This is a genomic window from Eubacterium sp. 3_1_31 (genome assembly GCF_964249515.1).
GTDB lineage: Bacteria > Bacillota_I > Bacilli_A > Erysipelotrichales > Erysipelotrichaceae > Longicatena > Longicatena caecimuris.
Map to the genome: position 1 here is coordinate 1 of NZ_CAXUBY010000022.1, position 13669 is coordinate 13669.

Consider the following 13669-nt stretch of genomic DNA (forward strand, 5'->3'; position numbering starts at 1 on the left):
TTTTACTAGCACTTGTTTTTGTCATGCTTTTTCAATCTTTTTCAAAAATGCTTGACTTCTTAATAGTTAGCTCCTTTATGTGTTCTTCAAATATTCGCATAGATGCTGCATCGGCTGTGAATGGCTCTTTGAAGTAACGCTGATTGACACATTCTACGGACAGGATGCCATGATATCCATACTTCATGAAATCCTGTAAATCACATCGCATGTCACGTTTTCCATCTCCCCATGCCAGATGTGTGATTTCTTCATTCACATCCACAAAGTGGCAATGGATAACTTTATCATGAAATGTTTCAAAATATGTTTGAATTGTATCGTTTGCTCTTGCCATTGCACCCATATCCAGACATATGTTTAATGCTGGTTCATCTACTTCATCAAGCAGTTGAGCAAGATCTTGGGCACTGTTTGCTAATACAGATTCATTTTCCTGCAAAGCTTCAATTGCCAGTTTCATGCCGTTTGCTTGCGCATATTGGGCAATGCGTTTCAGCATTGTCACACTGCGTTTCCAGGCTTCTTGTTTTGGCTCATCTAGAAATGCCCAGCCGCTTGTAACGACAACTTGTTGTGCCTGCAGTTCACATGCCACATCAACCGCATTACAGAAATAGTGATATACTCTATCCTGCATATCTTGTTCTCTTGCGGCCATATTATTAGGTTTAGGATTTGTCTGTTCCGGACAGATTCCGATAATTTTCAGATGATAGCGTTGTTCCAACTGTTTTAGTTTATCGATGGAATCATAACGCTCATGATCCATATAGAAATGTTGTGGCCCTGTCCAGAGTTCAACCTTTTTATAACCATTTGAAGCAGCACTGGCAAAGAATTCTTCCAGTGGATAGAAACGATGATGACAATTCATAGCCGCAAGTTCTAATTTGCTCATCCTAGTCTTCTCCTTCCAAGATAAGATGATAGGCTTCCAATAGATCATGTACCAGATACGTTGCTTTTGTTTGATCATAATGGAATCGTTCATCTTTTAATGCTGCTACTTTGATATCTGCACGTATAGCTGCTTCAATACCATACGTGGAATCTTCGATAATGATACAATGTTCCTTCGCTACTTTCAGCTGTTTCACCGTATGTAAATAGATGGCAGGATCTGGTTTGCTGAAAGGAAAATCCCTGCCGGTTACTACCAAATCAAAACTATTCGATAATTGACATTGCTGCATCATGGCATGAATTGCTGACATTGGTGATGAAGATGCAATCGCTGTTTTTATGCCCCTTTCGCGTAATCTTGGTAAGATATAACGCACATATGGATTCACAATATCCGCAAACACGACTTCCTCTTCACCCTGCATTATGGTTTCGTATAGCTGTTCCAGCTCTTTAGGATCGATCGCCTCCTTCCACCACGATGCCATCATCTGCCAGCTGGCTTCATTGCTGCTGCCGGCCAATTTTACGACTTCTTCATATGGCACATGAATGCCAAAACGTTCATAGAATGAAAGAACATGATGCATATAGATGGGTTCTGAATCAATCAGAACACCATCCATATCAAAGATTACGGCATCAATTTTTTCCATTGCTTCTAATATTCAAATTGACGGTAGTAACGGCGATAAGCAAGATTGTGTTTGGTATAAGTTTCATAATAGCTTGCCAGACGTTCTGTCACTAACGCGGTTAAGATCATTGGTGAAACAATCATACGGAATTCAGGATCTAAACCATCAATCGCATATTCTGCGGTATCGATGACAACCAGCTTATCCGTGAATTTCTTGGCAAACGCTTCTACACGGTTATCCAGCTTACGGCACTCATCTTCACCCTTGAACAAGAAGACCGGTACATCTTTATCTACCAATTCTAATGTTCCATGGAAGAAATCCGGACTGGATACTGCTCTTGTGCGTACCCATTGCATTTCTTCTAAGATACACATGGAGAATAATACGGTTTCTCCCCACAATGCGCCGCTGCCAACGAAGATGCTATATGGTTCTAAAGCATAGGCTTTTGCAATTTCATCGGCTTTTGCATCAAATTTTTCACGAATATCTACTAAGTCATGGAAGATATTTTTCGTTTGGGCAATAAAGGTTTCATATTTTGGGAATTCATTACGACGATTTAATAAGCGCAGTGCTAAGACGTCAAACATCAGATAGCTATATTCACACTGTCCGGTTGTTACAGGAGCAGTGATGATCGTAGTTGCAAGTTTTCCAAGTGGTGTTTCTGGTTTGGTGAAAGCAACGACTTCTATGCCTTCTTTCACGATCCATTCGACAGCTTCCACGATTTCTTTGGTATCACCGGAAGCACTGGCAGTAATAACAACAGAACCCTTCTTTAAACGCTTGTTGCCAAGGACGTTTAATTCTGCTGCATTGGCTAAATGCACTTCTACTTCTGAGTATTTATTCATGATGTACTGAATTGGCTCTAATTCATCATAAGTTCCACCCATTCCTAACAAGAAAATATTTTCATATCCCTTATCATGTACTTTATCCGCAACCGCTTCTACTTCTTTTAATTTCGCAACGACAGCATCGCCATCTTTCAGATAAGTTTCTACATTAAATTTCGGTAACATCACTTTTTCTTTTTCCATGTTTTTTTCTCCTTCGATTTCCTATCAGCTTTTCTTTCCCATCCAATTCTTTTTTTCATCATTTGTGCTATACTGGAAAGGAATGTTTTTCAAAGTGAGATCCAAGCTGAAGTAGTCGCAGTGTGCACCCTGTGGTTTATCAGCTAATCCACTTTACGTTTTTAATATACCAGTATTGTAATCTTTTTGCAAGCGTTTTCTTTTTACTTTTTCACCACAAGTGTAAATTATTGTCTATCAATATCGATAATTTTATGAAAATTTGTTTAATAAAAGCCTTTATTTATCGCATTTCTGATAATTATTAAAAAAAATCAAAAAAATACATATTTTTTGATAAAATTTATGAAATTCTATCGTTCCTGTGCTCATGAGGTTTCATGTATATACCAGTTTATACAGTTTTTATACCACTATAATAAATATCGTGCGAGTCCATCTATATTTCGATATACCACATATTCTAAACCATAGTATTTCAACATAAAAAAAGTCCTAGCTATGTCAAATGAACCCTGTTAAATTGGGCATAAGAAAAAAGACATTCTAGGTTTCTATTATACAGCGTCCATGTTGATTATAAAGGACCTCATTTTCATGGCAATACTCATTGAATTTAGCTTCTCGCTTTTGTATGTTGAATAATCTTCAGAAATGAAAAAAGTCAGCTTTTTGCCGACTTATCGTTTTGCGCGAAAAGTAAATTTTGCCTTATCACAACGGACATAGCTTTCAGTGTATTCTACTACATTCCCTTTTGCATCTTTGCCAATGTATTCAAAATAATACAATGGATGACCTTCCGCTATCTTCATCAATCGGGCTTCCGGTTGCACTGCTTTTAAAATCGTCAGCCGCTGAGAAAATACTACCGGTCGATGACCTTTGCTCTCCATGTAATCGTATAAAGACACATGCTCAAAATTATAAGTATCAATATCTTTAAACAAATGATAAGGAACACAACAGTACTCTAAAGCAAAGGATTCTGTTCCGATATTACGTAAACGATGCAATACATAAACATCTTCATTCTTTAAAATATGCAGTTTATTGGCTAAATAGCCACGTGAAGATATGACACCCTTTTCCAAAATTTGATTCATCAAAGGTATTCCACTGTCTTTAATAACAGCACCTAATCCTCGACTGGATTCAGATAAATTATCATAAAAAGTTACCTTTTGTGTTTTCTTTTGCGCGACAAATGTTCCCTTACCATGAATTCGATATAATATATTAGCTTCCACCAAAGAATTAATAGCGTTTTTTACCGTCATTCGGTTTACACCATAAGTATCTGCCATCTCTCTTTCACTGGGAATCTTTTCCCCGGGAAGATATTCCCCATCCTCAATGCGTTTCATGATGATTTCCTTCAACTGCATATAAAGCGGCATCCGATAGTCCATACATCACATCCTCCTAATTAACATAAACAAAGCGTTCCATCTTCATCAGACTTTCTGTATACTCAATCTGACGATTTTTAGTATCGTACGCCAAGCCCTGTTGCAACACTAGTTGTTCACCTTTTGCTACCTGCAACGACATTGCCGCAAAATCATCAGCAGTACTGACAAGAATTTCCTGTTCACTATGATCAATATGAATATCATAAGCAGTTTCCAATATTACATACAATGCTTGTTCTTGTAAATCGTAATGTTCAAGATCAGGTACGATCTCAATAGGAATGTACGTTGTCTCCAAAGAAATCGGCTCATCATCTACATAACGTAAACGCTGAAGTTCATATACTTTAGTTCCTAAAGGCAAACGCATATGCGCAGATAAATATTTATTCAATTCCATTTTTGACAAGTGTAATAATTTCATTTTCATTTTCAGACCTTGTTGAAAAATTGCTTCACTGGTCGATTCTAAATGGAAGACATTCTTTTCTACTCGTGGTTTGTTGACATAATACCCGCTGCGTTGTTTTGAAACTATGATTCCTTCTTGTAAAAGAATCCGCAATCCACTGCGAAGGGTTAATCGCTGAACATTTAATTTCTCACAAAGATCTCGTTCACTAGGCAGTTTATCTCCCTCTTTCAGATTCTCTTGTTCTATCATGTTTTTGAGTTCATTGGCAATCATGATACTCAATGTCAAGATTTTCATATGCTTTCCTTTCTGCTGCGGTATACAACCTCTTTCATGCATAATTATACCAAATTAACAAAGAAATAGATAGGGAAAACTGTTTTTTCATATTTTACTGAAATACTTATATATGCATTTATTTAAGTAAAAAAAGGGAATACTCATTTTTTTGAGTTATTCCCTAATGTACTTTTATAAAGAAAGCGATTTTCCATCGCAAAGATGCGCGGAGTAAAGCCTCCTGGCTCTATTGGTGCCAATGCCTTTTCCATTGACTGCATACGTGCATCCATATTATCCAGCAAGTACAGCATTTCCGCTTCTGGAATCATTGGTAACACCGGAGATCCATAAGCGTATTGTCCATGATGAGCAAGGATCATATGTCGCAGCAACAGCACCTCTTCCCCTGTATAACCAAGCTGTTTTGCTTTTTCTTCCACTTTGCTTTGCATAATACTGATATGTCCCAACAATTTGCCTTCTTTGGTATAATCCGTCACAACCGCTCCGCTTAATTCAATCAGTTTTCCGATATCATGTAAGATCACTCCGGCAATCAACAGATCACGATTCAACAATGTGTATTGCTTGCATAAAGCATCCGCCATATGCAGCATGCCTAACACATGGGTTGCCAAGCCACTCACAAAATCATGATGATTTTTCATAGCTGCCGGATATGTATAAAAATCTTTTTCATAATCCGTGATAAACGCTTGTGTGATTGCATGAATGGCTTCATTTCGAATAGATGCTACATAAGCCGTAATTTCTTTTTGTAATTCATCTTTCGCAATTGGTCCACTCTTCACAAAGTTCCAAATATCATATTCTTCATCATTTACTTCTTCCATGTGATTTACACGAAACTGAAGCTGTTTTTGATGACATAAGACATCACCACTCACTTTAACCAACATTCCCGGTTTATAAGCATATAACAAGTTCTCTGGAACATTCCAATATTTCGCATCCATGCTGCCTGTCTTATCTTGTAATTGAAAGGACAGATAGGGTGCTCCCTTCGCTGTGACGCCTTTATTTACCTGAAGTAGCAATACCGTGATTTCCCCACGAAAACCATCTTCAAGCTCTGCTAATGTTTTATTCATCTTGCCACTCCATTTCTTCTATTTTTGCTATTACATCTTCATGCCGAAAGCCCTTTTGTAGACAATATGCAATGACCTTATTGCGCAACTGAACACCCTGATAGCGCCTTGCATAATTACGCAACGCTTTTTGAATGGTCTTCGTTAATGCTTCGCTGTCATCGACACCGGAAAAATCAAGTTCTTCTGCGCTCGATCTTGCCAAATCACCATCAAAGCCCTGACGAATCAACTTTTGAATGATCGTTTGCTTTTTCATAGCAGCCGACTTATCTTTCACACTATTCATTAATTTTTCAGCCATTTTACGAGCCTTATCTGCTTCTTGTACATCATCAAAATTGTTTAACGCCTGATCAATGATCTCAGGATCAATTCCCTTATTTAACAAGGTACGTCGAATCTTCCCTTTCCCGGTCAATGAAAACTGCATGCTATCCAAGCGATCCAATACATAACGCTGATCATTGATATAGCCTTTTTCTTCTAATTCATTCAGCAATATTTCAACATCTTCTTTCCCTAAGCCTGGCAGACGATTAAAATACAACATCATTTCTTTGCGTGTATAATCCTTTATACGTAATTTGCGAATAGCAGCACGATAAGCTTCTAAACGAATTTCCTTATGTTGGAAATCCGCTACGGTATAACGATCCAACATTGTATGCAGACGAATCTTATAGGTGAAATAATCATCCAGTCGTATCAATATTTTAATTGGCTGATCTTCTTTATCGTTTTCCACATAAATGCGAACATAATCATCTAATGTCTTAATTTTTACGACTTCATATGCATCCTCAAAATCATCAATCGCCTGATAATAAACTGACATGACCTTAGAATAAAAAACCTTAGAATCGTATTTTACAATTTTTGCTTTTGCACGCTTGCGGAAAGCATCACGTTCATCTTGTGGTAAAGCAAAGAATGCTATTAGCTTGCGAGCAAATTCCTGCGGTGTATCAAATAAAAAGCCACTGTCGTTTTCGACAACAAGATCTTTTAAAACATCATCCCATCGAGCAAAAACCGGTAATTCACAAGCCAGCGCTTCGATATATGTCATGCCTTGTGTTTCCGTTAAGGATGCAGACACAAAGCAATCTGCACACGCATAATAATATGGTACTTCTTCTCTTGGCTTTTTATCAGTGAAAATCACATGGTTTTCTAAATGGTATTTTTTTACCATCGCTTGCAATTCATCCAGCTGTGGACCACCGCCAACAATCAGCAGCTTAATTTTAGGATCATCTATATAACGGAATCCTTCAATCGGTATATCCACACTTTTTTCTGGTGCAATGCGCCCAACAAATGTAATCACATGATCATCATCGGCAATTCCATATTGATGCCGAATTTCCTTCACCTTCTCCATGTTAATGGATTCACGATTAAAGTTCTCAAAATTCAAGCCGGTAGGAATCACATAAATCGGTGTCTTAACACCATATTTCTGCAATGTCTCTTTTGTTTTCTCACTTGGTGATATAACTGCCTGTGCACTATCTGATATCGCTCTTGAAAAGGTTGATATCACTTTTTTTGATACCTTATCTACTTCATCGATATCAAAACGATTGATATAATGCGTATAATCCTCATACATGGTGTGATATGTCGTTACGACTGGAATATTCAAATATTTTGCCACGATGCGAGCAAACATACCTACACCGAATTCCGTATGCACATGTATTACATCTAAATTCATTTTACGCACTTCATCACGTGCTGCAAAATGATATGGAGTAGACAACTTATACCCATACAGCCATTTTAATTCTAATCCAGGCAGGCGCAGTACATTGCCTTCTTTTTTCATGCGAGCTGCTTTATGATTGGTAATAACAAAAACATCATGACCGTTTTTTTCTAGTTCTTTTTGTAAAGTAACGATGCTGGATACAACTCCATTAATATCTGGTGTATATGTATCGGTGAATAAACCTATTCGCATACATCCACCTCCTTTTCCTCTTTCATCCATTTTTCACTATCATATTTCCGTTTTAAGAACAAGAAGACGACAGCCCCCACCAGCATGACAACATGGTAGGTTGAAAAACGCCATAGGATCATAACGCCGCTTGCTAATGCTGCATGTTTTACTACGGATTGAAATAAAGCCGTAAAGACCAATTCTGTTCCTCCACTCGCCCCGGGTATGGGGATAAAGGCATTGGCCATTAAGACAAAACTGGAAAGTGCTAGACAATCAATAAAACGATCTGCCCCTACAGAAACCCCCATTGCTTTCATGATAAAGTAAGGCAATGTAAATTGTATCGTCATTCGTACTATATTCAATACAACCGCCTGTAAGATCATCTTTTTCTCATGCTGCATCTTTTTGATTTCTGTAGTGAAAGATTCCATCTGTGCCGTCCAGCTGCTTAATGTCTTCTCTTTATTTTTTACAATATGCAATTTTGCCAAAATCTTTACACAGCCTTGTGACAATCGCACATATAATCGAGGAAACAACGCCATTGTCCACAAGACACCAATCACACATACATTCACAAGATAACCCAATAAGATACCAAAAAACAATGGACCGATGATTGCCATAAAATGCGAAAAACGTGCCAGAAACAAAATGGTAACATACAGCATCATCGTTGTTTGATAGACAATAAAATCAGCCCATAAGATACTGGCACCATCACTGAATTTAATCCCCTGTTTCTTAAATATATACGCTTGCGCAAATTGTCCGCCGGTTGCACTAGGTGTGATACCACTGAAAAAGATACCTACAAAACCATTTGCGATACCTTGTAAAACGGTATAATCTTTTTTACTTCTTTTAGCAAATACTGCTAAGATCCAGCCTACCACACAGGCATAGGCAATTCCCCACAGCAAAATGATCACAAGCCAGTACCAGTGCATACCGCCGATCAGCGTCATGACCTCCTGATAATGATCCTTTAATGCAAACCATAAGGCAACAACGGTCAACCCAATGATCAGCAGGAAATTCAGGACATAACTCTTTACAGAATTTTTCATCTTAATCCCTCGCTTTTAAGACCGCTCAACAAATGCGATCAACAGCATATCGCTATCTTTTAAATAATGAACAACAAAGATATAAGATATGCCTTAAGCGCAAAACAGACAGTTATTACTGCTTATTTTTTCGCTTTCTTTTCTTCTTTGCGTCTTCTCAGCAGTTCCCCACTTTCTTGCTCTTGATAAACCCTTGTATAAAAGTCCTTCCAGATCTGCAAGACATTTTCTTTTGAATAATACTGACTGATATAAGCGGAATCCTCACTGCTTTGTTGATAAAACGCCGTATCCTTTTGTAATCGGTCAATCAACATCACAAAGTCTTCATTGGATTCCCCACATTGATATTTATGAAATAAAATATCCTCATATAATTCCAAATTACGTAAGACTAATGGGCGTTTTAAATTCACTGCTTCCAAGATGGACATAGGAAACAATTCATTATAAGATGGCATGAATAACAGATTGCTCATGTTATAAATATCATTCATTTCACTGCGTGGAATGATGCCTAAAAATTTCACATTTGCAGGTGGATTTTCAACGACTTTTTTCAGTTCTTCATAGCCATCGGTAATCTTTCCAAAAGAGAACCCACCACACCAAACGAATTGAATATGCGGTAATTTTTTAGCAACCTCAATAAAGTCCAGCACCCCTTTACGAGTCTGTACCTGACCAACGCCAATAACGACAAAAGCATCTTCTGCAATGCCATATTTCTTACGTATAGCGAAACGTTCTTCTTCACTTTTTTCATAAAAGTCTTCCTTGGACACATAATTGGGAATATATACCATCTTTTCTTTAGGTATATCATAAGTTTCCAATTCTTTCATAAACGTCGGATTTACAACAATCAGATAATCGGCTGTCTTATAGAAGCTTATAACATATTTTTTGAATACATGAAATAATGCCTTAGGCAATTGAATACTGCCATCTAAGGTATCAGGTAAAAAATGTACATAACATACATTAGCATTTTTATTATTTTTCATACGCAGATAATTCTGCGGTTCTATCGTATGAGAATGAACGATATCTGCTTTTTTCACACTGTTGATGCGAACATCGAACAGATCACTTGCGCCTTCGCTGACTAGTTTCACCTGTTCCAGATAAGCACTTCCTACTCCCTGGCCTTCCACTTTATCGGCATTGGAAAGCATATTAATGACAATTCGTTTATCCAATCTGATTCCCTCCTGTTATCGCAAGAAACAAAAAAAGTTAACCTTTTTCTGCTTTGACAGAAGTATTATATCATATTTTCCATATATGGAATAGATTGACTGCTAACAACTTTGTAAGAAAGCCTTAAGAAATCCTAAGAGTTGCATAGTGTCACCTTTGAAAAAATAACTATCTTACATATAGCGCAAAAGTTCATATACATGCTGATACGCTCGTTGCAAGCGACGATATAATGTGCTTTCTACGATATCTCCTTGATGCAGCATGATGATTCTGCGATCTAAGCCGCGGACATACATATCTAACAATAGATCTTTCTCTTGCTTGGGTAATTGTAAAATCGTTTGAAGCAATTGATATGCATGATGATCACGACTTTGTTTCTGCAGATGTCGCAAATTCCGTTGCTCCATTGCTTTTAAGACTGGCTCTTTCCTCTGTTTACAGTCATTTCGTAAATCTAAGACACTTCTTGTATAATGCAAATAATCCACAAGCTCATCCTCAATTTGCAGATGCCTGCCATCTTCCTCATATAAGACACTATGCAGCCGCAATTCTTCTGCATATCGTTGCAAAAACAGCATTTCTTTCTTAATTTGCTGTGTAATTTGTTTTTGTATATGTATCTTTTCCATGCCATACCTCCTACCATACTGTCATACGATAAAAAAAAGAGAAAAGCGTAAATTTTCTCCATTTTGTATATTTTAAATTTAATTTCTCTCTAATTTCTTGAAGAATTCCGTTAAATCGTAGCCGCTGACAACGATTTCCGCTTGTCGACCATGTGTATTCCAAAGGATGGGATTTCCTTTAAAATCATAAGCATATCCATGCTGCATCTTAGCCATGATCATCGCTAGCATGACATCTCGCAAATTGCGCTTTGCGCAACAATACGCCATAGCTTCATAACGCATACAAGCCAGTATTGCAGCAGGACAGTTCCATCCATGCACTTGATCATCGATCACTTCATATCCCGCATCTTGCATTTTTTCTACCAACGCTTGAGGAACCCGCGCATTCTTAAACAGTAATTTGGGCATTGGCGGTTGCGAAGGAAAGGTCAATTTTTCACCCTGTTCATAAGTTTTTAAGGATGCCTGTTCATAATACATTGTTCCAGCATCCTCAACATAAGAATAGCAAACATCACGTGCTGGAAAATAAACAATTACAATAAGTGGCTCATGTTCTTGCAGCAAAGTCACACATATCGAATAGGTATCCGCCTGCTGAATGTAGGGCAACGTACCATCAATTGGATCAATAATGAGGGTATATGCATGATCCTGCTTTGGATATAAGCGCAACGAGGGTGTATCCTCTTCCACATCTAAAGTTACCATATGACCAAGATAAGGATACACACTTTGTAACAGCATCTCCTGTACTAACTCATCCACCTTAGTTTTCGCTTCTCTCATTGCAAAATGTGCATCACTTTCTCGTTCTTCACGTTCAATGGTTTTCCCTTCGTTTTGAATATTGGCCTGTAAATTTCTTGCCACAACACCGGCTGCTTTTACTGTTTGAAATAAAATTGGTGCTATCGTATGCACATCCATCCTTACTCATCTCCCTATCTGCTATTTATGCTGTTTCTTAGCTAAATACCTTTTGCGCATTTGCAAACCGAACATCGCACTTAAAACATCAATGCCCACATCTTGAATTTATCCGCTTCTTCCAATTACAAACAAATGAAGAAAGAAGCGCTGTTGGTACAAATACACTGCATAAAAAAGCGAGTATCCACGCATGATGATATGTGTCTTCATGAAAACAACCCTAGTATTGCATCGTCAAGCTTGTATATTCACTCCTATTCACAGCCTTCCTAAAAAAACTGCACATCATCTCTAAATAAAGTTCCTTGTTGTGCATATTCCTAACCTCGTATTTTCTCCATGTATCATCTATTTAATAGTAACGAATACAAGGTGAAAATGCAATGGAACATCGCGTATTATTTACAAACATCTCGAAACTGAAGTTGTCATAGAAAAAGTAGGGAGATTACACGGTTGTGCTTTTTCCCTACAGATTCATGATGACAAAAGGAACTAAGTGCTCCCTTTGGATTATCTTTTTTTGTTTATTGCTTTTGTAATCGATAGCGTTTTAAAAATGCTTTCGTACGTTCATTTTGTGGATGCTCAAAAAGCTCACTCGGTGTTCCCTGCTCACAAATAACACCTTGATCCATAAATACGACACGTGAACTGATATCATGAGCAAATGCCATTTCGTGTGTTACGACGATCATGGTTAAACCATCTTTAGCCAATTGTTTCATGACATCCAGAACATCACCTACCATTTCCGGATCTAATGCACTGGTTGGCTCATCAAACAATAGGATTTCAGGATCCATACACAAAGCGCGAGCAATTGCCACACGCTGCTTCTGACCGCCAGATAGCTGCATACTGCTGGCATTGGCAAACATCTCCATACCAACCTTACGCAGATTATCCAACGCTTTTGCCTTCGCCTCTTCTTTACTGCGTTTCAAGACCTTGAGCTGGCCTAGCATACAGTTTTCTAATACCGTTTTATTATTGAATAAATTAAATGACTGAAACACCATACCAACATGTGATCGATGAACATTCAAATTCAACTCACCCTTTAAGATATCCTTACCATGATAAAGTATTTCACCGGCATCCGGTGTTTCTAATAAATTGATACAGCGTAATAACGTTGATTTTCCACTTCCGCTAGAACCAATAATAGTAATAACCTCATTGCTATCACAGTGAAAATCAATATCCTTTAACACTTCCAAAGAACCAAAATGTTTTTTTAAATGACGAATTTCTAACAAAGTATCACTCATGCCAAATCACCTGCCTTAGGTACGCTTTGACTAGTCGGAAAGGAAGTCTTAGGCATATGCAGACGTTTTTCAATCCATGTCAACAATAGCGTAGCAGCACTCGTCAATAGCAAATAAATAACACAGGTAGATAGAAAGGTTTCCGTAAACAGCATCATACTTCCCGCTACAGAACTAGATTGGAAAAACAATTCCATTACGCCAATGACATTCAGCATAGAACTATCTTTGATATTAACAATTAATTCATTGCCTAAAGAAGGGAAGGAGTTGCGAATGGCTTGTGGTAAAACGATGGCTGTCATGGTCTGTGTATTTGTCATACCAAGACTTCGAGCAGCCTCAATTTGCCCCTTATCGATAGATTGAATCCCTGCTCGTATGATTTCGGACATGTAAGCACCCGTGTTTACAGATATGATGACGACTCCAGCAACATTAGCACTCCATCCCAGATAAGGGCGCAATGCATAATACAGAAACATTGCCTGTACCATCATTGGCGTACCCCTAAAAAACCATACATATACTGCCACAATGCTATGCAAGATACGTTTTACTATACGTATTGGCATACGATCACGCGGCTCTATTTTTACGGCTCTGACACCACCAAGCACTAGACCAATCAATAAACCGAAGAAAGTGCCCAATACTGCCAACATTAACGTAATCTTAATACCATACCATAATAATGGTATATTGTTTTGGAATATCCACCAGGCTTTTGGCAGCATTCCTTCAGGAACAGCAGCAATTACCATG

Annotated in this window: 13 protein-coding genes; all 13 read right to left on the reverse strand. The window is 37.9% G+C overall.

The window, feature by feature from the left end; genetic code table 11:
* Nucleotides 1-31: 31 nt before the first annotated feature.
* Nucleotides 32-901, reverse strand: coding sequence for a sugar phosphate isomerase/epimerase family protein (locus ACESSZ_RS09750; protein ID WP_499842767.1), 870 nt, complete (start codon nt 899-901; stop codon nt 32-34).
* A gap of 1 nt (nt 902) precedes the next feature.
* Nucleotides 903-1562, reverse strand: a complete 660-nt coding sequence (locus ACESSZ_RS09755; protein WP_008687632.1) for an HAD family hydrolase — start codon at nt 1560-1562, stop codon at nt 903-905.
* Nucleotides 1563-1567: 5 nt separating this feature from the next.
* Nucleotides 1568-2599: an SIS domain-containing protein gene (locus ACESSZ_RS09760; RefSeq protein ID WP_008687631.1), complete on the reverse strand. Its 1032-nt coding sequence runs from the start codon at nt 2597-2599 to the stop codon at nt 1568-1570.
* A 680-nt stretch (nt 2600-3279) separates the two neighbouring features.
* The gene (locus tag ACESSZ_RS09765) at nt 3280-4011 is read right to left on the reverse strand and encodes a GntR family transcriptional regulator (RefSeq protein ID WP_412592376.1); all 732 of its coding nucleotides are present in this window, start codon (nt 4009-4011) and stop codon (nt 3280-3282) included.
* Between the two features lie 13 nt (nt 4012-4024).
* Nucleotides 4025-4726, reverse strand: coding sequence for a GntR family transcriptional regulator (locus tag ACESSZ_RS09770; protein WP_008687629.1), 702 nt, complete (start codon nt 4724-4726; stop codon nt 4025-4027).
* Between the two features lie 143 nt (nt 4727-4869).
* The gene (locus tag ACESSZ_RS09775) at nt 4870-5823 is read right to left on the reverse strand and encodes a 3'-5' exoribonuclease YhaM family protein (RefSeq protein ID WP_008687627.1); all 954 of its coding nucleotides are present in this window, start codon (nt 5821-5823) and stop codon (nt 4870-4872) included.
* Nucleotides 5816-7792 (reverse strand): RecX family transcriptional regulator, encoded by a 1977-nt coding sequence (locus tag ACESSZ_RS09780; RefSeq protein WP_008687625.1) that lies wholly within the window; start codon nt 7790-7792, stop codon nt 5816-5818. The genes ACESSZ_RS09775 and ACESSZ_RS09780 overlap by 8 nt, the downstream gene beginning before the upstream one ends.
* Nucleotides 7783-8850, reverse strand: coding sequence for a lysylphosphatidylglycerol synthase transmembrane domain-containing protein (locus ACESSZ_RS09785; RefSeq protein ID WP_132224453.1), 1068 nt, complete (start codon nt 8848-8850; stop codon nt 7783-7785). Before ACESSZ_RS09785 ends, ACESSZ_RS09780 begins: the two co-directional genes overlap by 10 nt.
* A 122-nt stretch (nt 8851-8972) precedes the next feature.
* Nucleotides 8973-10028: a glycosyltransferase family 4 protein gene (locus tag ACESSZ_RS09790; protein WP_051349505.1), complete on the reverse strand. Its 1056-nt coding sequence runs from the start codon at nt 10026-10028 to the stop codon at nt 8973-8975.
* Nucleotides 10029-10226: 198 nt separating this feature from the next.
* On the reverse strand, nt 10227-10691 hold the full coding sequence (locus tag ACESSZ_RS09795; protein WP_008687620.1) for a hypothetical protein: 465 nt from the start codon (nt 10689-10691) through the stop codon (nt 10227-10229).
* Between the two features lie 78 nt (nt 10692-10769).
* A complete protein-coding gene (locus ACESSZ_RS09800; protein ID WP_132224451.1) occupies nt 10770-11627 on the reverse strand; it encodes an inositol monophosphatase family protein in 858 nt (285 codons plus the stop codon).
* A gap of 530 nt (nt 11628-12157) precedes the next feature.
* A complete protein-coding gene (locus ACESSZ_RS09805) occupies nt 12158-12904 on the reverse strand; it encodes an amino acid ABC transporter ATP-binding protein (protein WP_132224449.1) in 747 nt (248 codons plus the stop codon).
* Complete coding sequence (locus ACESSZ_RS09810) at nt 12901-13668, reverse strand: amino acid ABC transporter permease (protein WP_008687612.1); 768 nt, start codon at nt 13666-13668, stop codon at nt 12901-12903. The genes ACESSZ_RS09805 and ACESSZ_RS09810 overlap by 4 nt, the downstream gene beginning before the upstream one ends.
* Nucleotide 13669 lies beyond the last annotated feature (1 nt).

What these genes read in the sequence shown, in the direction of transcription:
- ACESSZ_RS09750 (WP_499842767.1), bottom strand. Translation starts at nt 901, where the DNA reads ATGAGCAAATTAGAACTTGCGGCTATGAATTGTCATCATCGTTTCTAT.
- ACESSZ_RS09755 (WP_008687632.1), bottom strand. Translation starts at nt 1,562, where the DNA reads ATGGAAAAAATTGATGCCGTAATCTTTGATATGGATGGTGTTCTGATT.
- ACESSZ_RS09760 (WP_008687631.1), bottom strand. Translation starts at nt 2,599, where the DNA reads ATGGAAAAAGAAAAAGTGATGTTACCGAAATTTAATGTAGAAACTTAT.
- ACESSZ_RS09765 (WP_412592376.1), bottom strand. Translation starts at nt 4,011, where the DNA reads ATGGACTATCGGATGCCGCTTTATATGCAGTTGAAGGAAATCATCATG.
- ACESSZ_RS09770 (WP_008687629.1), bottom strand. Translation starts at nt 4,726, where the DNA reads ATGAAAATCTTGACATTGAGTATCATGATTGCCAATGAACTCAAAAAC.
- ACESSZ_RS09775 (WP_008687627.1), bottom strand. Translation starts at nt 5,823, where the DNA reads ATGAATAAAACATTAGCAGAGCTTGAAGATGGTTTTCGTGGGGAAATC.
- ACESSZ_RS09780 (WP_008687625.1), bottom strand. Translation starts at nt 7,792, where the DNA reads ATGCGAATAGGTTTATTCACCGATACATATACACCAGATATTAATGGA.
- ACESSZ_RS09785 (WP_132224453.1), bottom strand. Translation starts at nt 8,850, where the DNA reads ATGAAAAATTCTGTAAAGAGTTATGTCCTGAATTTCCTGCTGATCATT.
- ACESSZ_RS09790 (WP_051349505.1), bottom strand. Translation starts at nt 10,028, where the DNA reads ATGCTTTCCAATGCCGATAAAGTGGAAGGCCAGGGAGTAGGAAGTGCT.
- ACESSZ_RS09795 (WP_008687620.1), bottom strand. Translation starts at nt 10,691, where the DNA reads ATGGAAAAGATACATATACAAAAACAAATTACACAGCAAATTAAGAAA.
- ACESSZ_RS09800 (WP_132224451.1), bottom strand. Translation starts at nt 11,627, where the DNA reads ATGGATGTGCATACGATAGCACCAATTTTATTTCAAACAGTAAAAGCA.
- ACESSZ_RS09805 (WP_132224449.1), bottom strand. Translation starts at nt 12,904, where the DNA reads ATGAGTGATACTTTGTTAGAAATTCGTCATTTAAAAAAACATTTTGGT.
- ACESSZ_RS09810 (WP_008687612.1), bottom strand. Translation starts at nt 13,668, where the DNA reads ATGGTAATTGCTGCTGTTCCTGAAGGAATGCTGCCAAAAGCCTGGTGG.